At 71.5% G+C, this 19,201-nt stretch carries 18 protein-coding genes; 7 read left to right on the top strand and 11 right to left on the bottom strand.

All coding sequences use genetic code 11. The annotated features are described in order from the left end of the window. Nucleotides 1–12: 12 nt before the first annotated feature. From HNR70_RS08275 to HNR70_RS08240, 8 genes are all read right to left on the bottom strand, one after another. The gene (locus tag HNR70_RS08275) at nucleotides 13–780 is read right to left on the bottom strand and encodes a TVP38/TMEM64 family protein (RefSeq protein WP_184325227.1); all 768 of its coding nucleotides are present in this window, start codon (nucleotides 778–780) and stop codon (nucleotides 13–15) included. Beyond that, nucleotides 777–2,144, bottom strand: a complete 1,368-nt coding sequence (locus HNR70_RS08270; protein WP_184325226.1) for a glycosyltransferase — start codon at nucleotides 2,142–2,144, stop codon at nucleotides 777–779. Before HNR70_RS08270 ends, HNR70_RS08275 begins: the two co-directional genes overlap by 4 nt. Nucleotides 2,145–2,222: 78 nt before the next feature. Next, nucleotides 2,223–2,735 carry a YbhB/YbcL family Raf kinase inhibitor-like protein gene (locus HNR70_RS08265; protein ID WP_184325225.1) on the bottom strand — a complete coding sequence of 171 codons (513 nt, stop codon included), beginning with the start codon at nucleotides 2,733–2,735 and terminating at the stop codon, nucleotides 2,223–2,225. Nucleotides 2,736–2,844: 109 nt separating this feature from the next. Continuing rightward, nucleotides 2,845–4,119 carry a carboxylate--amine ligase gene (locus HNR70_RS08260; RefSeq protein ID WP_184325224.1) on the bottom strand — a complete coding sequence of 425 codons (1,275 nt, stop codon included), beginning with the start codon at nucleotides 4,117–4,119 and terminating at the stop codon, nucleotides 2,845–2,847. A 24-nt stretch (nucleotides 4,120–4,143) separates the two neighbouring features. Beyond that, entirely contained in the window at nucleotides 4,144–5,400 is a 1,257-nt protein-coding gene (locus HNR70_RS08255; protein ID WP_184325223.1) for a carboxylate--amine ligase, read from the bottom strand. A 160-nt stretch (nucleotides 5,401–5,560) separates the two neighbouring features. Further along, complete coding sequence (locus HNR70_RS08250) at nucleotides 5,561–6,418, bottom strand: sugar ABC transporter permease (protein ID WP_376768835.1); 858 nt, start codon at nucleotides 6,416–6,418, stop codon at nucleotides 5,561–5,563. A 95-nt stretch (nucleotides 6,419–6,513) separates the two neighbouring features. Further along, nucleotides 6,514–8,091: an ABC transporter permease subunit gene (locus tag HNR70_RS08245; RefSeq protein WP_184325221.1), complete on the bottom strand. Its 1,578-nt coding sequence runs from the start codon at nucleotides 8,089–8,091 to the stop codon at nucleotides 6,514–6,516. A 222-nt stretch (nucleotides 8,092–8,313) separates the two neighbouring features. Continuing rightward, complete coding sequence (locus tag HNR70_RS08240) at nucleotides 8,314–9,609, bottom strand: sugar ABC transporter substrate-binding protein (RefSeq protein WP_184325220.1); 1,296 nt, start codon at nucleotides 9,607–9,609, stop codon at nucleotides 8,314–8,316. Nucleotides 9,610–9,791: 182 nt separating this feature from the next. On the opposite strand from HNR70_RS08240, the gene HNR70_RS08235 reads away from it, so the two are divergent. From HNR70_RS08235 to epsC, 4 genes are all read left to right on the top strand, one after another. Next, nucleotides 9,792–10,811 carry a LacI family DNA-binding transcriptional regulator gene (locus HNR70_RS08235; RefSeq protein ID WP_184325219.1) on the top strand — a complete coding sequence of 340 codons (1,020 nt, stop codon included), beginning with the start codon at nucleotides 9,792–9,794 and terminating at the stop codon, nucleotides 10,809–10,811. Then, nucleotides 10,808–11,893 (top strand): tryptophan--tRNA ligase, encoded by a 1,086-nt coding sequence (gene trpS, locus HNR70_RS08230; protein WP_184325218.1) that lies wholly within the window; start codon nucleotides 10,808–10,810, stop codon nucleotides 11,891–11,893. The genes HNR70_RS08235 and trpS overlap by 4 nt, the downstream gene beginning before the upstream one ends. A 118-nt stretch (nucleotides 11,894–12,011) precedes the next feature. After that, nucleotides 12,012–12,941, top strand: coding sequence for a cysteine synthase A (gene cysK / locus HNR70_RS08225; RefSeq protein ID WP_184325217.1), 930 nt, complete (start codon nucleotides 12,012–12,014; stop codon nucleotides 12,939–12,941). 47 nt (nucleotides 12,942–12,988) lie between these two features. Next, nucleotides 12,989–13,549 (top strand): serine O-acetyltransferase EpsC, encoded by a 561-nt coding sequence (gene epsC / locus HNR70_RS08220; protein ID WP_246375580.1) that lies wholly within the window; start codon nucleotides 12,989–12,991, stop codon nucleotides 13,547–13,549. 55 nt (nucleotides 13,550–13,604) lie between these two features. Here epsC and HNR70_RS08215 read toward each other — a convergent pair whose 3' ends face one another. Both HNR70_RS08215 and HNR70_RS08210 read right to left on the bottom strand, forming a co-directional pair. Further along, nucleotides 13,605–14,381, bottom strand: coding sequence for an SIR2 family NAD-dependent protein deacylase (locus HNR70_RS08215; RefSeq protein ID WP_312857613.1), 777 nt, complete (start codon nucleotides 14,379–14,381; stop codon nucleotides 13,605–13,607). After that, a complete protein-coding gene (locus HNR70_RS08210) occupies nucleotides 14,378–15,226 on the bottom strand; it encodes an aldo/keto reductase (RefSeq protein ID WP_184325214.1) in 849 nt (282 codons plus the stop codon). Before HNR70_RS08210 ends, HNR70_RS08215 begins: the two co-directional genes overlap by 4 nt. Before the next feature lie 159 nt (nucleotides 15,227–15,385). Here HNR70_RS08210 and HNR70_RS08205 point away from each other — a divergent pair, with 159 nt between their 5' ends. Next, nucleotides 15,386–16,639 carry an arginine deiminase gene (locus HNR70_RS08205; protein ID WP_184325213.1) on the top strand — a complete coding sequence of 418 codons (1,254 nt, stop codon included), beginning with the start codon at nucleotides 15,386–15,388 and terminating at the stop codon, nucleotides 16,637–16,639. A gap of 70 nt (nucleotides 16,640–16,709) precedes the next feature. Here HNR70_RS08205 and HNR70_RS08200 read toward each other — a convergent pair whose 3' ends face one another. Continuing rightward, entirely contained in the window at nucleotides 16,710–17,282 is a 573-nt protein-coding gene (locus tag HNR70_RS08200) for a GNAT family N-acetyltransferase (RefSeq protein WP_312857612.1), read from the bottom strand. Nucleotides 17,283–17,576: 294 nt separating this feature from the next. Here HNR70_RS08200 and gcvT point away from each other — a divergent pair, with 294 nt between their 5' ends. Together gcvT and gcvH are read left to right on the top strand one after the other, a co-directional pair. Beyond that, a complete protein-coding gene (gene gcvT, locus HNR70_RS08195; protein WP_184325211.1) occupies nucleotides 17,577–18,710 on the top strand; it encodes a glycine cleavage system aminomethyltransferase GcvT in 1,134 nt (377 codons plus the stop codon). Between the two features lie 50 nt (nucleotides 18,711–18,760). After that, nucleotides 18,761–19,132 carry a glycine cleavage system protein GcvH gene (gcvH, locus tag HNR70_RS08190; RefSeq protein WP_184325210.1) on the top strand — a complete coding sequence of 124 codons (372 nt, stop codon included), beginning with the start codon at nucleotides 18,761–18,763 and terminating at the stop codon, nucleotides 19,130–19,132. The last annotated feature ends 69 nt before the right edge of the window (nucleotides 19,133–19,201 follow it).

Here is a 19,201-nt window from a genome sequence, read left to right as displayed (position 1 = left end):
TCGGAGTCCTTCTCACCAGGGCAGGAACCGCAGCAGCAGGGCGCTGACACCGAGCCCGTACGCGATCAGGGCCCACGGCTTGCACAGCAGGATGATCAGGGCGTAGGTGCGCCACCGCACGCGGGTGGTCCCGGCGATGTAGCAGAGCAGGTCGTCGGGGGCGACCGGGAGGGCGATCGCGGTGGCGAAGGCCCGCGTGAAGTGCGCGCTGCGCGTCCAGCCGAGGAACTTCTCGACCGTGCGCACGCCGAACATCCGCTCGATGAGGTCCAGCCCCACATGGCGGCCGATCGCGAAGTTCATCATCGAGCCCGCGCACACGGCGACGTAGTTGTATAGCGTCCCCTCGACCGGACCGAACAGCACGGGACCGGCGATCACCAGCAGCCCGCCCGGCACGATCGGGAACACGACCGAGGCGGCGGAGACGACGAGGAACGCGACGGGCCCCCAGGCGCCGAGGGAGTCGATGAAGGCCTGCAGGTTCACCAGGGAGCGCAGCACCCCCGTGTCCAGTCCCCACACGACCATGGCGATGCTCGCGGCGAGGCCCAGCAGCGGCGAGAGCCGCACCGCGATGAGCAGCGGGTCGCGGCGGCGCGGGGCGGTCTCCGCGGCCGAGCCATCGGCGGCGGGGGCCGTCGGGGAGGCGGGGGCTGTCGAGGTCGCAGGCGCCGTCCGGACGGCCGGGGCGGGAGCCGGGGAGGTGGACTTCCGCGAGGGCAGCGACGGTGCGGAGGGCACCGCCACCACCGGGATCGTGCCGGTGTGCGTGCTCATGCGCTCACCGCCGTCCGGGCGATGATCTGCGGCGGGCGACGCCGCAGGATCTGTTGGTACACGTCCAGCACTCCGCGGCCGAACTCCCGCGCCCCGCAGGTCGCGCGGGCGTGGGCGAGCGCGGCGGCGGACATCTCCTCCCGCAGCATCGGGTCGTCCAGCAGTGCGGACAGGTGCGCGGCGAACTGCGCGGCGTCCTGGTACTGCCAGCCGGTGCGGCCCTCGAGGACCACGGCGGCGAGCGAGGGGTCGCGGTGGCACAGCAGTGGCAGGCCGCAGGCGAGGGCCTCGATGAAGGTCAGTCCCTGGGTCTCGCTGAGCGAGGCGCTGACGAACACGTCCCCGAGGCGGTACCAGCGCTGGACCTCCGAGGGGTCCACGACGCCCACGAACCGCACCCGCTCCTGCAGGCCGAGCTGCGCCGTGCGCTCCTCGAGCTCCTCCCGGTAGGGGCCGTCACCGACCAGCATCAGCACCGCATCGGCACGGTCCGCGGCGGCGACCATGTCGAGGACCTCGTCGAGGTTCTTCTCCTTGGCCAGGCGTGAGACGGAGATCAGCACCTTCTGGTCCGGGGCGATCCGCAGGCGCTCGCGCAGCACGCGCACGTCCTCGTGCTCGGCAGGGGTGCGGGCGGCGCGGAAGCGCTCGAGGTCCAGCCCCGTGGGGATGATGTGGACGGGGGAGTGGACCCCGTAGCCCTCGAGCAGGCGCGCGACCTTCGCCGTCGGCACCACCACCGCGTCGGTCCCGTCGAGCACGCGGCGGGAGAAGGACTCCACGACCTTGCGGCCGACGGTCTTCGAGGGCGAGTAGTAGTGCGTGTAGTCCTCGTAGATGGTGTGGTACGTGTGCACCAGCGGAACGGAGAGGGTGCGGGCGATGCGACGGGCCCACATGTAGGTGGAGAACTCGCACTGGGAGTGGATGACGTCCGGCCGCCAGCGCAGGATGTCGCGCAGCACGCGGCGGCTGGCGGGCATGCCGATCCGGGCGCGGTCGTAGACCATCGCCGCGGAGACCGAGCCGATGCGGTAGACGCCCGGCTCATGACGGGTGCGCAGTCCCTGGGAGAGGGTGAGGACCCTCACGTCGCAGCCCAGGGCGATGAGCTCGCGGCGCAGGGTCTGCACCGAGGCGACGACGCCGTTGATGACGGGCTCCCACCAGTCGGTGGTGATCAGCACGCGCAGCGGGCGGGTGGTCTCAGCGGCCGGCCAGGGGGCGGGGCGCCATCTTCCGAGGTTCACGCCTCGAGCCTGGCAGACCGTCCCGCCGTCCGCCTCCGCCGTGCGCAGGAGGGGGGTCAGACCCAGGTCTGATCCTTCCGCCGTCCGCAGGTCGCGGCTGGTCCTGGAGCTCATGGCTCGAGCCTACGACCGCCCCCTGGGTGCTGATACGGGGCGCGCCCGAGTCGACATGGGGAGTTTCCCTCTGGTGCGTCAGTTCGTCACCTGGTAACGGGCAGTGAAGTCCGCGGAGCCGAGCTGCTGGGAGAAGATCGCGAAGCGCGCGCCGATGTGCAATGCGCCCTGCTCCACGCCGAGCGTCTCGACCGGCATCGCATGCACGGAGAACTGGTAGCGGTGCGGGGCACCGGCGGGCGGGTTCGGGCCGTCGTAGCCGACGTTCCCGTAGTCGTTCACGGCCTGCTTCAGCGAGGCGTCGTCGCGGGCGAGGCCGAGCGGCAGCGAGGTGACGTCGGCCGGGATGTCCCATGCGACCCAGTGCCAGAACCCGGAGCCGGTGGGCGCATCGGGGTCGTAGCAGGTGATCGCGAAGGACTTCGTGCCCTCCGGGGCGTCGCTCCAGGCGAGGTCGGGGGAGAGGTTCTCCCCGCCGAGATCCTCGACCAGCTGCTGGGCGCCCACCACCGACCCCGCAGGGATCGCGGAGGAGACGAGGGCGAAGGTCTGCTCGGGCTCGGTGACGTTCTCGGGCGCGTTGTCGGTCATGCAGATCAGACTAGGCCGGGCCGGGTCTTCTTTCGAGCGGTTCCGCGGAACTGCTCGGGGCGCGGCCGGGCCGCCGGCACCGGCGGGTGGCGTCGGCGGGCGGGCCTGCTCAGAATCCGTCGGCCGACGGGCGCGGGTAGTGCTGGAGGAACTTCTTCACCTGGTTCAGCTTCGCGGCCTGGACGTAGAAGCGGCGCTTCGGGCCCTCGACCTCGTAAGCCAGCGGGTGCACGGTGCGACGCCGGCCGATGGCCTGCACCCGCGCACGCAGATCCGGGTCGATGATGTAGCGGCGCAGCAGCTGCCACGGCACGATCGAGTAGAGGATCTCCTCGCGCGGCACGAGGCGCGTCATCTCGCGCTGCTCGACGAGGTCGGCGACCACGGGCTCGGCGACGTTCGCGCCGGCGGCGGTCATGTAGTAGTTGTTGCGGCCGATGCGGGGGTTGACCTCGAAGAACTTGGCGACCCCGTCGCGCGGGTCGATCTTCACGTCGAAGTTCGCGTAGCCGCGGTAGCCGGAGTGCTGCAGGAAGCGCACCGACTGCTCGAACACCTCGGGCAGGTCGGTGGTGAACATCGCCGCCGGGTTCCCGAGCGCGCCGGGGGTGTGCTCCTCGAGCAGCACCTGCGCGCCGCCCAGCAGGGTCACCTCGCCGCGGGTGTCGACGTAGGCGGTCACCGACAGCATCGCCGTGTCGTCGCCGGGGATCATCTCCTGGACCACGAAGCGGTCCTGGTAGCCGGCCGCGGTCAGTCGGCCCACGAGGTCCACGAGCTGGGCGCGATCGGCGATCTCGAAGACCTTGCGCTTGCCGGGGAAGGAGACGGCGCTGTACGCGGAGGAGCGGGAGGCCTTGGCGACCACGGGCCAGCCCAGGTGCAGCTCGGGCACCTCGGGGGCGGTGCCGCCCTCGAAGTCCAGCACCACGGTGCGCGGGGTGGGCACGTCGATCTCGGCGCACATCTGGGAGAACGTGGCCTTGTCCGCGACCGCGGCGAGCACGTCGTCGTCCAGCAGCGGCAGGTGGTAGAACTCGCCGAGCTCCTCGCGGTGGGCGGCCAGCAGCGCGACCAGGAAGTCGGCGTTCGCCAGCAGCACCGGGCGGGTGCCGCCGGGGCGGGCGGCCTTGTCGCGGCCCACCTGCAGCAGCGCGGCGATCATCTCGTCCTCGGTGGCGCTCATCCCGAGCTCGACGGTCTTCAGGATGGTGCTGTCGGCGACGGGACCGGCGACCTTGCGGGTGACGACGGTGGAGACCACCCCGTAGCGCTCGTGGAAGGCGCGGGCCAGAGCGTAGATGCCGATGTCGCCGCCCAGGAGCACCAGGTCGACCTCGGGCGTCGACGCGGCGACGTAGGGGTGGGCAGGGGTGTCGGGCATCAGGGGTCCTTTCGGGATCCGGGCTCAGAACCCGGTGTCGGTGGGGCGCGGGTACACGGCCCGGTACTTGCGCACGAAGTTCGCTCCGGAGATCACCGAGTAGGCCCGCAGCCACAGGCCCTCGGGACGGTACCGGAAGGGGTTGCGCAGGCCGCGGCGGGCGACCTGCTTCACGTGCGCGCGCAGCGCGGGGTCACGCACGTACGAGAGCACCAGGCGCAGCGGCAGGATCGTGTAGAGGATCGGGGCGGTCACGACGACCTGGTCGATGTCGCGGTCGTGCAGGCGGTCCTCGACGACGTGGCGGGCCACCGGCTCCCCGGCGGCGGTCACGTAGTAGTTGTTGCGGCCGATGCGGGGGTTGATCTCGAAGAAGCACTCCCGGCCGGTGCGGGGGTCGACCTTCACGTCGAAGTTCGCGAAGCCCACGTAGTCCACCGCGTCCAGGAACTTCTCCGCGGCGGCGGTGAGGGTGGGGAAGTCGCCGGTGACCATCGCGGCCGGGCGGCCCAGCGCCTCGGGCGTGTGCTCGCCGAGCAGCACCTGCGCCGCGCACAGCAGCGTCACCTTCCCGCGGCTGGAGCGGTAGGCGGTGATGGAGCGCTGGGCGGTGTCGTCGCCCTCGATGAGCTCCTGGAACAGGAATCGGCCGGTGAAGCCGGACTCGCGCAGGCGGCGCACCAGGTCCTGCTGCTCCGCGGGGGTCTCCAGGAAGAACACCTTCTTCTTCCCGGGGAAGTCGACGTGGTGGTACTCGGCGGTGTTCGCGGCCTTGCCCACCACCGGGTAGGACCAGGGCAGCTCCTCGTGGCCGTTCCAGCCCGCCTCGCCCGCGCGGGAGAAGTCGACGATCACGGTGGGGACCGTGTCGATGCCGAGCTCCTGGCAGATCTCGGCGAACTCCGCCTTGTCCGCCAGGCGCGACAGCAGCGCGGCGTCGACCTGGGCGAGGGTGTAGTGCTGCTCGAGGTCGCCGCGGAAGCGGTCGATGAAGTCGATGAGGGAGTCGGCGTTGGTCAGCAGCAGGGCGGGCCGGCCGGCGGGGCGCTGGGAGGCGAGGTCGATGAGCGCATCGCGCATGTCCTCGTCGGTCGCGTCGGCCCCGAGGGTGATGAGGTCCGAGGTCACCGTGCGCTCGTTCATCGCCACGGGGATGCGCACCACCGTGGTGCAGCGCATCCCGTACTGCTGGTGGAAGGCGATGGTGAGGTTCAGGGAGTTCAGACCCGCCCCGAGGACGACGACGTCGAACCCGGGATCGGTCGCGGAGGCGGAGGGCATGGCCACGATGGTAATGGCGCGGCGGGCGCGGACCCGGCGCGCCGCTCCGGGGGAGGGCATCTCACAGCGATCCGGGGCCACAGCGGGAACGGGTCGGGCCCCGACCGCTCCCGGTGGGGAACGGTCGGGGCCCGAGCCGTGCGTGCGGGGAGCCTGCGGCTCAGCCCTTGACGGCGCCGGCGGTGGAGCCGCCGACGATGTACCGCTGCAGGAACTGATACAGGATGATCACCGGCAGCATGACCATCACCGAGCCCGCGGCGAAGACGCCGAGGTTGTTCGAGCGGTCCGAGGAGAACATGCCGTACATGCCCACGGCGAGGGTCTTCTTGGAGTCGTCGGTGAGGAAGATCGAGCCGATGAGGAACTCGCTCATCGCGCCGACCAGCGCCAGCAGCAGGGTGGTGGCGAGGATCGGGGTCATCGACGGCACGAGGATCCGGGTGAAGGTCTGCCAGTGCGAGGCGCCGTCGATGAGCGCCGCCTCGTCCAGCGACTTCGGGATCGTGTCGAAGAAGCCCTTGATCAGCCACACCTGGCCGAGCGCGCCGCCGAGCAGCACGGCGATGTAGCCGGCCAGGGTGTTCAGGCCCAGCATCGGCACGACCTCGCCGAGGCCCGCGATCATCGTGTACACCGCGATCATCGACAGGATCGCGGGGAACATCATGATCAGCAGCACGGCGAGCATGCCTCCGCGGCGGCCGCGGAAGCGGAAGCGGCTGAAGGCGTAGGCCGCCAGCAGCGACAGGAACACCTGCACAACCGCGACGACGCCGCAGACGATGATGGTGTTGAGATACCAGCGCAGGAAGTTCGCGCGCTCGCCGGAGAGCATCGCGGCGTAGTGCTCGAAGGTCACGCCCTGGGTGGGGATCAGGCCCGTCGCGGACAGCGAGCCCGAGGGGTTCACCGACGCGGAGATGACGAACAGGATCGGGAAGACCGCGAAGGCGATCGCGAGCAGGCCGACGACGTGGCGCCAGCCGATCTCGGCGAACCAGCGCCCGAAGGGCATGCGGTGCTTCGGCGCCTGCGCGGGGGCGGGCTGCGACGGACCCGCGACCGGCCCGGTGGAGGTGGTGGTGCTCATGGTGGACCCCTTCCGCGGGCTCAGTTGACGTCCTCGAGGACGTTGGTGAATCGGAACTGGATGGTGGCCAGCACGCCGGTCAGGATGAACAGGCACACGGAGACGGCCGAGGCGAAGCCGAAGTCGGCCCCGGAGCCGCCGAAGGCGATGCGGTAGATCATCGAGATGAGGATGTCCGTCGCACCACGGGTGGAGCCGTCGGGGAACGGCCCGCCCTCGGTGAGCAGCTGGATCGCGTTGAAGTTGTTGAAGTTGAAGGCGAAGGACGAGACCAGCAGCGGCGCGACCGCGACCAGCAGCAGCGGCAGCACGATCCGCGACGTGGTCTGGAAGCGGGAGGCGCCGTCCATGCGGGAGGCCTCCATCAGCTCGTCGGGGATGGCCTGCAGCGCACCGGTGGAGACGATGAACATGTAGGGGAAGCCCATCCACAGGTTCGTCAGCAGCACCGCGGCCTTGGCGAGCGTGGGATCGCCGAACCAGTTCAGGTCCAGGTTCAGCATCTCGTTGATCAGGCCGAAGTCGCGGTTGTAGAAGTTCGACCAGACCAGCAGGGAGATGAAGCCCGGGATGGCGTAGGGCATGATCAGGACCGAGCGGTAGATCCGTCGGCCCTTGAGCCGGGCGTCGTTGAGGATCAGTGCGAGCGCGAAGCCGAGAGCGAAGGTCAGCAGCACCGACCCGGCGGCGAACACGAGGGTCCAGGCGAAGGCCGCGCCGAACTGGCTCGCGATCGCGGAGTTCGTGAACAGGCGCTCGTAGTTGGACATGCCCACGCCCTGCAGCCAGCCCTGCGAGAAGGCGCGGCTGCCCGAGGAGTCCACGAAGTACTCCTCGTCGCCGATGGCGCCGACGGTGTAGGTCTCGCCCGAGGCGGTGTCGGTGATGGTGTCGGTCGCCTCGTCGTACTGCAGCACCGTGGTGCCGACGAAGGCCTGGTTCACACCCAGCGGCCGCACGGCGGAGGTCTCGTCCACCGGCACGGCGAGCTGCATGAGCTCGTTGTAGACGGCGTTGACCTGGTTGGCGTCGAGCACCTCGAGGCCGTCGACCTCGGTGACGCGGCCGTCGACCACGGTCACGGAGTCCGCGGGGACCTCCTCGAGCGGGGTCTCGGCGTCACCGCGGTGGACGGTGCCGTCCGCGGGGTTGACGAGGTACAGCTCGAAGGGTCCCTCGGTGGGGGAGCCGGAGGTCGCGACTGTCATCGCGTAGCGCGGCGCGTCCGGGGACTGCTGCACGGAGTTGGCCACGATCGAGGCGACTGCCTGCTCCTTCGTGCCGCGGGTGCCGTCGCCGTAGTTGGTGAAGGAGTACCCGACCGTCAGCGCGATCGGCAGGATCAGGAAGACCGCCAGGAAGAAGGTGCCGGGGAAGAGGTACTTCCCGGGCACGAAGCGCTTGGTGGAGTACAGGACGAAGATCGAGATCGCGGCGATCAGCATCACCGCGAGCCACATCCAGGACTGCTGGGCGATCAGCACCGGGGTCATGAACACGGTGACGGCGAGGGTGGCGCCGAGCACCAGGATGCGCACGAGAAGGGCCGGGACCGACGTGGAGCGCGCCCGGTGCGCGGGCGCATGCGACGAGGTCATGAGGCGACTATGCCTTTCGGGGTCAGGGTCGAGCTAGCGGTGCCGGGGCACCGGGGGAGCGGCCGACGGGGGCGGCCGCGCGGGCCGGGTCTCGTCGGCCGGGAGGGTCCCGGCGGCCAGAAGGACCGGGCCGACGGGACCCTCCCGGCCGACGGGAACGGACGGAGCCGGCCCGCCGTCGAAGCCGCTGTGCGGCGCGGGCGGAGGGCCGGCTCCCCGGGATCAGCCGATCGCGGTGGCGATCTCCTCGCCGGCGGCCTGCATGGTCGGGTGCGGGTCCGCACCGCCGACGATGTTGGCCTGGGCGATGCCGAGCGGGCCCCAGATCGCAGCCATGGCCGGGATCGCGGGCATCGGGTCGGCGGCCTCGGCCGCCTCGGCGAAGATGGTCACGTGCTCGTCGGTCGCGGCGATCTCCTCGCGCAGCGCCAGGTTCACCGGGGGCAGCGGGTTGGCCTCGTACATGGCGCGGGCGACCTCGGGGTCATTGGCGGCATCGGTCATGAACTGCTGGGCGAAGCCGGCGTTCTTGGCGTTCGAGGCGACGTAGAAGGAGTTCACGCCCGCGAACGGCGCGGCGGGCTCCATGCCCTCGAAGCCGGGGATCGGGGAGACGGTGAAGTCGATCCCGGAGTTGCGCACGTCGGCCAGGGCCCACGGGCCGGAGATGAGGTACGCGGACTTGCCCTCGGCGAACAGCGAGATGGAGTTGTCGCCGGTGATGGAGTTCTTCAGCACGCCCTGCTTGCCGAGCTCGGAGATCTTGTCGGCCGCGGCGAGGGAGCCCTCCTTGCCCACGCCGAGGTCGGACGGGTCGAGGTTGCCCTCGGCGTCCTTGCCGAACAGGTAGCCGCCCGCGGAGGTGTAGATGGGCTGCATGTGGTACGGGTCGCCGGACTCGCCGATGGGCAGGGAGAGGACGTTCTCCGCGCCGCCGGCCTCGGCCGCCGAGATGAGCTCCTCGAGGGAGGAGGGCTCGGGGACGTCGGTCAGGGCGTTGTTCGCGTAGAGCGCGAGGGTCTCCACGGCGTAGGGGACGCCGTAGGTCTGACCGTCGTAGGTCACGGCCTCGATGCCGATCGGGGCGATGGTGTCGGCGACGTCGGCCGGCAGCTGCACGGGTGAGATCGCGCTGTTCTGCACCAGGTTGCCGATCCAGTCGTGCGCGCCCATGGTGATGTCCGGGCCGTTGCCGGCCTGGTTGGCGGTGATGAAGTTGGCCTGCAGCTCGTCGCCGGGGACGACCTGCACGGCCACGGTGATGCCGTTCTGCTCTCCCCACGCCTTCGCGGAGGGCTCCAGCGCCGGGGCCTTCTCCTCGTCGGCCCAGATGACGAGCTGAGCATCGGAGGGAGCGGCGGGCGCGCCGCCCGCATCCGAGGCGCCGCCGGCGTCCGAGGAGCCCCCCGAGGCGGAACCGGAGCCGGAGCCGGAGTCATCGCCGCCGCAGGCGGCGAGCATGGTGACGGAGGCGGCGAGGCCACCCAGGGCGAGGAAACTCTTACGACGGATCTGCACGTCTTCTCCTTTGAATCGTGGTCGTACTCGACCGGTCCAGGGGGCTGCCCTGTTGGCACCACTGTAGATCCCGGAGGGGGTGCTGTGCAAGAATGCGCAAGAACTTGCAGGGTGACGATCGGGTCACGGCGATGACGCTGCCCCAGCCGGAGGGATGCCGCGATGACCGGAGGGATGACCAGATGACCAGACTCATCGATATCGCCAGGAGCGCCGGGGTCAGCGAGGCGACCGTGTCCCGCGTGCTCAACGGCCGCGCCGGCGTCAACGAGGCGACCCGCAGATCGGTGCTCGAGGTGGCGCGGAGGATGGGGCGCGACGTGGGCCCCGTGGCGTCCGGGGGAGGGCCCCTCGTCGGTGTGCTCGTGCCGGATCTGGACAACCAGGTCTTCACCGCCTGGGCCGAGCGGATCGAGGCCGAGCTCTTCGAGCGCGGCGCCTCCACGCTCGTCGCTCTTCGCGCCCGCACGGTCGAGCGGGAGCGCGAGATCTTGCAACGCTTTCTGCACTCCGGCGCGGAGGCGATCATCGTCGTCTCCGGTCATCACGCCCAGGAGCGCGGCCCGCTGGACCACTACCGCGAGGTGACCGCCGCCGGGGTGCCGCTCGTGCTCGTCAACGGCGTGCGCGAGGACCTCGAGGCGGCGTTCCTGTCCACCGACGACGAGCACGCCGTCACCTCGGTGCTCGGGCACCTGCGCGAGCTCGGCCATGAGCGCTTGGGCCTGGCCGTCGGCGACGAGCACACCTGGCCGGTGCGCGAGAAGCTGCGGGTCTTCGAGTCCGTCACGGCCGACTGGGAGGGCGCGCCGCAGCCGGTCGCCTTCACCGACTTCTCCTACGCCGGCGGCTACGAGGCCGCGCGCGATCTCGTCGAGCGGGGCGCGACCGCGATCATCTGCGGCTCGGACGTGATGGCGGCCGGTGCGCTCGAGGGCGTGCGTTCCCAGGGCCTCAGCGTCCCCCGGGACGTCTCCGTGGTCGGCTACGACGACGTGTTCTGGGCGTCGCTCACCGATCCGCCGCTGACCACGGTGCGCCAGGCCGTCGGCCCCATCGCCCGCGCCGCGGTGCGCAACGCGCTCGGCGGCGGTGAGGACTCCCGCCGGCCCGCCCGCACCGAGGTGGTCTTCCGTCCACAGCTGGTGGTGCGCGGCTCGACCGCGGCCGCCCCCGGCGGGGCGGCTAGCATGGAGTGGTGACCGCACCGAACTCCACCAGCACCAGCTCCACCAGCTACGACACCGCCCTCCAGCGCAGCCAGAAGATCTGGGAGAAGATCGAGAAGGATCCCTCCGGCCTGCGCATGCTCACCGGGGACCGCCCCACCGGCGCCCTCCACATCGGGCACTGGTTCGGTTCCCTGCGCAACCGCGTGCGGCTGCAGGACGCGGGCGTGGAGACCTGGCTGATCGTCGCGGACTACCAGGTCATCACCGACCGCGACGTGATCGGCGACATCCAGGGCTCCGTGCGCGAGCTGCTCACCGACTACCTCGCCGCCGGGATCGACCCCGAGCGCTCCACGATCTTCACCCACTCCGCGGTCCCGGCGCTGAACCAGCTGCTGCTGCCTTTCCTGTCGCTGGTCACCCAGCCGGAGCTCGAGCGCAACCCCACGGTGAAGGCCGAGCTGCAGGCCGCCGGCAAGTCCGCCATGGGCGGGCTCATGCTCACCTACCCCGTCCACCAGGCCGCGGACATCCTGTTCTGCCACGGCAACCTCGTGCCGGTCGGAAAGGACCAGCTGCCCCACATCGAGCAGACCCGAGTCATCGCCCGCCGCTTCAACGAGCGCTACGCGGGCGGGGTGGAGTTCTTCCCCGAGCCCGACGCGCTGCTCTCCGAGGCCCCGACGATCCTGGGCCTGGACGGCGAGCACAAGATGAGCAAGTCCCGCGGCAACACCGTCATGCTGAAGATGGACGAGGCCGAGACCCTCAAGAAGATCAAGAAGGCCAAGACCGACGCGGACCGGCAGATCACCTTCGACCCCGAGGGCCGTCCCGAGGTCTCGAACCTGCTGACCATCGCCTCGCAGGCCACCGGCCGCACCCCCGAGGACATCGCCGAGGAGGTCGGCGACCGCGGCGCGGGCACCCTGAAGATCTTCACCGCCGAGGCGCTGAACGCCCACCTCGCGCCCCTGCGCGCCCGCCGCGCCGAGCTCGAGAAGGACCCCGGCTACCTCATGCAGGTCCTCCGCGCCGGCAACGAGCGCGCCAACGCCGAGGCCGATGCGACCCTGCAGAAGGTCCGCGAGTTCATGGGGATGGTGTACTGAGCCGGAGGGCGTCCCACCTGATCCCGACCTGGACGTCGCCTCCGCCTGCACCGTTATGATCGGTCCAAGCAAACCTTGGAGCCGGCTCCTCGCGGGCTCCGCGATATGGAGGAGAGAAATGCCCGTCTACGAGAACGTCTCCGAGCTGGTCGGCCGCACCCCGCTGGTCAAGCTCAACCGCCTGGGCGACGACGTCAAGGCCACCGTGCTTGCGAAGCTCGAGTTCTACAACCCCGCCAACTCCGTCAAGGACCGCATCGGCGTGGCCATGATCGACGCGGCCGAGGAGTCCGGCCAGCTGCAGCCCGGCGGCACCATCGTCGAGGCGACCTCCGGCAACACCGGCATCGCCCTGGCGATGATCGGCAGCTCGCGCGGCTACAAGGTCATCCTCACGATGCCCGAGTCGATGTCCAAGGAGCGGCGTGCCCTGCTGCGCGCCTTCGGCGCCGAGCTCGTGCTCACCGAGGCCCCCAAGGGCATGAAGGGCGCGGTCGAGAAGGCGAAGGAGATCGCCGAGGAGACCGGCGCCGTGCAGGTGCGCCAGTTCGACAACCCTGCCAACGTCGACATCCACCGCCGCACCACCGCGGAGGAGATCTGGGACGACACCGAGGGCGCCGTCGACGCGCTCGTGGCCGGCATCGGCACCGGCGGCACCATCACCGGCGTCGGCCAGGTGCTCAAGGAGCGCAAGGAGGGCGTGAAGGTGTTCGCCGTGGAGCCGGCCGAGTCCGCGATCCTCAACGGCGGCCAGCCCGGCCCCCACAAGATCCAGGGCATCGGCGCGAACTTCGTGCCCTCCATCCTGGACCAGGAGATCTACGACGAGGTCCTGGACATCGACGCGGAGACCGCCATGGCGCGCGCCCGCGAGGTCGCCCGCAGCGAGGGCCTGCTGGTGGGCATCTCCTCCGGCGCCGCGATCGAGGCCGCCGCGCGCGTGGGCTCCCGCGAGGAGTTCGCCGGCACGACCATCGTCGTCATCGTCCCGTCCTTCGGCGAGCGGTACCTCTCCACCCCGCTCTACGCCGAGTACATGGACTGACGAGCCACGAGATGGCCGCATTGCTCGCGCGGGCGATGGACCGCGCCATGGGCGCCGTCGCGACGGTCCGGGAGGACCTCGCGGCGGCGCACCGCCGCGACCCCGCCGCGACCGATGACCTCGCGATCCTGCTGACCTCCCCGGGACTCCACGCGATCTGGACCCACCGCATCGCCCACCGGCTGTGGGAGCGCGGCGCAAAGCTGCCGGCGATGGTCCTCGCCCAGGGGGCCCGCTCGATCACCGGCGTGGAGATCCATCCCGGGGCGCAGATCGGCAGGCGCTTCTTCATCGACCACGGCATGGGCGTGGTCGTGGGGGAGACCGCCGAGGTGGGCGACGACGTGATGCTCTACCACGGCGTGACCCTCGGCGGCCGCTCCATGGAGCGGGTCAAGCGCCACCCCACCGTCGAGGACGGGGTCACCATCGGCGCCGGCGCCCGGGTGCTCGGCCCCGTGCTGATCGGCGCGTACTCCCAGATCGGCGCCAATGCGGTGGTGGTCAAGGACGTGCCCTCGGGGGCGACGGCCGTGGGCATCCCCGCGACCATCCGTCAGGGAGCGGCGCATCCCGAGGAGCAGACCGACCCGGCCATCTGGATCTGAGCCCCGGGCGGAGCCCCGGACTCGTTCGGCGCTCGCGCCCCGGGCGCTGAACGGGTCAGGACAGGAACGGGTCCAGGAACGAGGTGCCGCCCACGCGGTGCAGGCGCCGCTCCCAGTCGGGCAGAACCTCGTGCGCGTCCTCGGCCAGCACGTGGTCGAACAGGGCCGAGGAGCCCGGCGGCGGGTCGATGTCCACGAGCACCGTGGTCGCCCCGTGCGCGCGGGCGAGCGGTGCGAGCTGTGCGGCGGGGAAGACCACACCGCTGGTGCCCACCGCGACGAACAGGTCGGCCCGCTGTGCGAGCCGCATGGCGAGGTCCAGCGCGTCCGGCGGGAGCTGCTCGTCGAAGAGCACCACGTCGGGCCGGGTGGGCGCCCCGCAGCGCGGACACGAGGAGGGCACGCCGTGGTCCTCGGGATACTCGCCCTCGCCGGGCTCGAGCGGCGCGCGCCAGTCGCAGCGGGGGTCCAGGCACACCGCGAACAGGGCGCTGCCGTGCAGCTCGGCGACGATCTCGCTGCCCGCGGCCTGGTGCAGGCCGTCGATGTTCTGGGTGATCACCGGCGCGCCGAGGCGCGCGATCGCGCGATGGCCCGGGGTGGGGCCGTGCGAGGTCGCGATCCGCGCCATCCGCCCCCACACGCTCCACAGCTGCGGCAGGGTGCCGGGCAGGAGGTGCGCGTGCATCGCCCGCTCGGTCTCGGGCTCGAGCGCCCACAGCCCCTGCGGGCCGCGGAAGGTGCCCAGGCCCGTGCGGGCGCTGATCCCGGAGCCGGTGAGGAAGACGATCTCCTGATGCTCCGGCCCCGGGTGGAAGCGCCCTGCTGTCACCACTCCTCGTGCTCCCGCGAGTCCCAGGCGGCGTCCTCCCCGAGGTCGAGGGAGGCGAGCAGGGTGCGGTCGGCGTCGTCGAGCACGACCTGGTCGAGCTCGGCGTTCAGTCGGCGGCGCTCGGGGCTGGAGGAGCGGGGGATCGCCACGATCTCCTGGTCGCGCAGCCAGCGCAGGGTGACCTGGGAGGTGCTCACCCCGTGCTTCTCCGCCACGCGGCGCAGCGCGAACTGCTCCGGGAGGCCCTCGCGGTTGCCGAGCGGTCCCCACGCCTCGGTGACGATGCCGTGCTCGCGGTGGAAGGCGAGGGAGGCCTGGCGCGGCAGGGCGGGGGAGAGCTGGATCTGGTTGACCTCGGGCCACACGCCGGTCGCGTCGAAGAGCTCCTGGAGCTGCTCGGGGCGGAAGTTGGACACGCCGATGTGCTTCGCGAGCCCCTCCTCCTTGAGGTCGACGAGGGTGCGCCAGGTGTCCAGGGCGAGGCCCCGCGAGGGGTTCGGCCAGTGGATCAGCAGCAGCGCCACCGAGTCCAGGCCCAGACGGCGCAGCGACTCGGTGAAGCCCTGGCGCGCGGCCTCGCGGCCCTGGTCGCCGCCGGCGATCTTGGTGGTCACGAGCACCTCTGCCGGGTCGACGCCTGAACGGCGTACGCCCTCGCCCACGGCGGTCTCGTTGCCGTACTGCGCGGCGGTGTCCACGAGGCGGTAGCCCTCGCGCAGGGCCGCGGCGACCACCTCCGCACCGTCCGGGCCCTTCGGCGAGCCGGTGCCCAGCCCCAGCAGCGGGAACGGGGTGCCGTCGGCGAGCGGGGTGGTCGGGATGGCGAGCGGTGCGGACTGCGACATGACGTCTCCTCCAGGAAGCGATTCCGGACGGGCACCAGGCTAGTGCGTCCGCGGCGATCGTGAACACGCCGTGCCTCGCTGGTAGCGTGCACGCACCGCAGGGAGCGCTCTTCCGCGTCCCTGACGGCACGACCCTCCGCCCCGATCCGAGGAGCTCCGATGGACGCCGGTGCCGCCGAGAACGCCCCCACCCCGCCCGCCCCCGTCGGGGTCCACGACGAGATCTCCCCGCTGCGCAGTGTGCTCGTGCATCGGCCCGGCCCCGAGCTCGAGCGGCTCACCCCGGACACCCGCGAGGAGCTGCTCTTCGACGAGGTGCTGTGGCGGGACCGGGCGGAGGCTCAGCACCGCGACTTCAGCGACCTGCTGAGCGGCCAGGGCGTCGAGGTGCTCGAGCTGCGCGACCTGCTGGTGGATCTCGTCGCCGATGCGGAGCTGCGCGCCCAGCTGCTCGAGCGGGCGCTGGACCCCGCGGTGCTCGGAGACATCGCCGTGCAGGACCTGCGCGGTGTGCTCACCGCCATGCCGCCCTCGCATCTGGTGGACGTGCTGATCGGCGGGATCACCGTCGGGGAGCTGCGGGCCCTCGGCGTGAGCCCCCGCTCGATCGCCCTGCAGCGGGTGGGGGAGGAGCACCTCGTGCTCGACCCGCTGCCCAATCATCTGTTCACCCGCGACCCGTCGGCCTGGATCGGCGACTCCGTCTCCGTCAGTGCCATGCGCCATCCCGCCCGGCGCCGCGAGAGCCTGCACCTCGAGATGATCTACCGTCATCACCCCCGCTTCGCCGGTACGGGGACGCCGCGGCGGATCCTCGGCCGCGACGGGGCGGGTGCCGCGACCGTCGAGGGCGGGGACGTGATGATGCTGTCCCCGCGCGTGGTCGCCGTGGGCCTGTCGGAGCGCACGAGCGCGGTCGGGGTGGAGCGCCTGGCCGCGGACCTGCTCGAGGACGGCGCGATCGAGCGGGTCATCGCGATCGCTCTGCCCCACCGCCGCTCGATGATGCACCTGGACACCGTCACCACCGTCGTCGACCAGGAGTCGATGCTCCGCTTCGGCCCGCTGCCGGCGCTGGAGACCTTCGAGATCGAGCGGCCCGGGGACCGGCTGGTCTCCCATGCGCGGGCGGCCGACGAGATGGACGAGGTCCTCGCCCGCGGCCTCGGCGTCCCCTCCCTGCGCGTGCTCACGCCGCCGCTGGACCCCTACGCCGCGGCGCGCGAGCAGTGGGACGACGGCTGCAACGTCCTCGCCCTCGCCCCGGGCCGCGTGGTCGCCTACGAGCGGGCCGCCGCCACCAACGAGTACCTGCGCGGGCAGGGCGTGGAGGTGCTCGAGTTCGCCGGGGACGAGCTGGGGCGCGGACGCGGCGGTCCGCGCTGCATGAGCTGCCCCGTCGCGCGCGGCTGAGACGGGCGCGGGTGAGTCGGGCGCGGCGGGGAGGGGCGCGGCTCCGCGCGCTGCGCGGCCGACGGGCGCGTCAGCGCCGGGTGGGCGGCGGCGGGTCGGCCGAGGTCTGCAGGGGCAGCTCCTGCGCGGGCAGCGGCTCGCGCAGCGACCGCTCGAGCAGCAGCTGCTGGGCGCCGAACTCCTCGAGCCCCTTGCGCACTGTGAAGCCGAGCTTGCGCAGCAGGGCCACGCTGCGCTTGTTGCGGGTCTGGCTGATCGCGATCACGGTCTCGTCCTCGAGGTGCTCCCGCGCCCAGTCCAGCAGGGCGATGCAGGACTCCGCCGCATAGCCCTGCCCGGTCCACTCCGGCAGCAGCGCATAGGACAGCTCCAGCTCGCCGCGATCGTGGTCCAGCGTGATCGAGCCGATCATCGCGTCGTCCTCGATCCTGGCCAGCACCCAGCGTCCCCAGGTCAGGCCCAGCGGCGAGAGCTCGAGGGCCTGGCGGGAGGCGTAGTCCACCGCCCCGCCCAGGTACTCACGGGTGACGGGATCGGTCATCAGCCGGATCATCGCCGCACGGTCGTCGTCGCCCGGCGGCCGGATCACCAGTCGGGGACTGCGGATCCGGACCGGCCATTCGGTGGAGCCTTCCTTCGTCACGCCCTCCACCGTACAAGCACCCGAGCCCCTCCTGCAGGCCGACGGGTCCCGGCCAGGTCAGTGCGGCGCGTGCACGGAATCTGCCGAAGGGGTGCGGACAGGGGTGATTCCGGGACGGCATGACACGGATCGGTGACGGGGCGCGATGACCTGCGGGACCCGTGCGCGCGGCGCGCACCGGACAGGTATGGTGACCCTGCGGCCCACCGCAGTGCCGCACACCAACGGTGCCCGGTCCCGCACCGGGTGATGGATGGGACGGCACGATCCGCCCCGGGACGCAGAAGGAGCACCATGTCCGACCAGGCCCTCCGCAGCACCGCCCTGGAGGAGGTCCATCGCGCACTGGGCGCGACCTTCACGGACTTCGCGGGCTGGAACATGCCGGTCCGCTACGACTCCGATCTCGCCGAGCATCGCGCCGTGCGCGAGAGCGCGGGACTATTCGACCTCAGCCACATGGGCGAGATCCACCTGCACGGCCCCCAGGCGGCTGACGCGCTCGACCACGCCCTGGCCGGGAAGATGTCCGCCATGTCGCTCGGGCGCGCGAAGTACTCGCTGCTGCTCACCGAGGACGGCGGCGTCATCGACGACCTGATCACCTACCGCCTCGCCGAGGACCACTTCCTCGTCGTCGCCAACGCCTCCAACGCCGAGGTCGTTGCCGGCGAGCTCGTCGACCGCGCCGCCGACTTCGACGTCGAGGTCGAGGACGCCTCCGCCGCCACGTCCCTCATCGCCGTGCAGGGCCCCGCCGCCGAGCAGATCCTGCTGGACGCGCTGCTGGCCGACGGCTCCGGGGTCGAGGGACCGAGCGCGGAGGTGATCACCTCCATGGGCTACTACCGCTTCGCGGAGGGCACCTACCGCGGCGCGGACCTGCTGATCGCCCGCACCGGCTACACCGGCGAGGACGGCTTCGAGCTGTACGTCGCGAACGAGTTCGCTGTGCCGCTGTGGGAGCAGCTCACCGCCGCCGGCGGCGACCGCCTCACCCCCTGCGGCCTCGCCTGCCGCGACACCCTGCGCCTCGAGGCCGGGATGCCGCTGTACGGCAACGAGCTCAGCCGTGACCTGCTGCCCGCGCAGGCCGGCATGGCGAAGGTCCCGGCGCTGAAGTCCAAGGGCGACTTCGTCGGCCGCTCCGCGATCGAGTCGAAGGACGCCTCCGGCCTGCCCGTGCTGGTGGGCCTCGCCGCCGAGGGCCGCCGCGCCGCGCGGGCCGGCGCCGCGGTCCGCGACGCCGAGGGCAACGAGATCGGGACCGTGACCTCCGGGGCGCTGTCCCCGACCCTCGGCCACCCGATCGCCATGGCCTACATCGACCCCGCGAGCAGCGAGGTCGGCACCGATCTGGTCGTCGACGTGCGCGGCAAGGACCTGCCCGTCCGTGTCACCGAGATGCCCTTCTACCGCCGCGGCTGACCGCCCGGGCCCCTGAGTTCCCCCGCCCGTCCCCAGGAAGGACCATGGAAATGTCCGCAGAACTCCTCTACAGCAAGGACCACGAGTGGGTCCGCGTCGAGTCCGACGGCGTCGCCGTCATCGGCGTCACCGACTTCGCCGCCGAGCAGCTCGGCGACGTGGTGTACGTCGACCTGCCCGAGGCCGGCTCCGACATCGCGGCCGGCACCGAGATGGGCGAGATCGAGTCGACCAAGTCCGTCTCGGACCTGTTCTCCCCGATCGATGGCACCGTCACCGAGGTCAACGACGCGGTCGTCGACGCCCCCGAGCTCGTGAACTCCTCGCCCTTCGAGGAGGGATGGCTCATCAAGGCCTCCTTCGACTCCCTTCCGGACGACCTCCTCAGCGCTGAGGAGTACAAGGCCCTCACCCAGTCCTGAGCGCGATCGGGGAGGCGGCGCCCGCGGGCACCGCCTCCCCGTCGGCCGCCCGGCCCTTTCCACGAACCC

The organism is Brachybacterium aquaticum (genome assembly GCF_014204755.1).
GTDB classification, from domain to species: domain Bacteria; phylum Actinomycetota; class Actinomycetes; order Actinomycetales; family Dermabacteraceae; genus Brachybacterium; species Brachybacterium aquaticum.
Note: the sequence above shows the minus strand (reverse complement) of the source record. Positions and strands in the feature narration are given on the sequence as shown.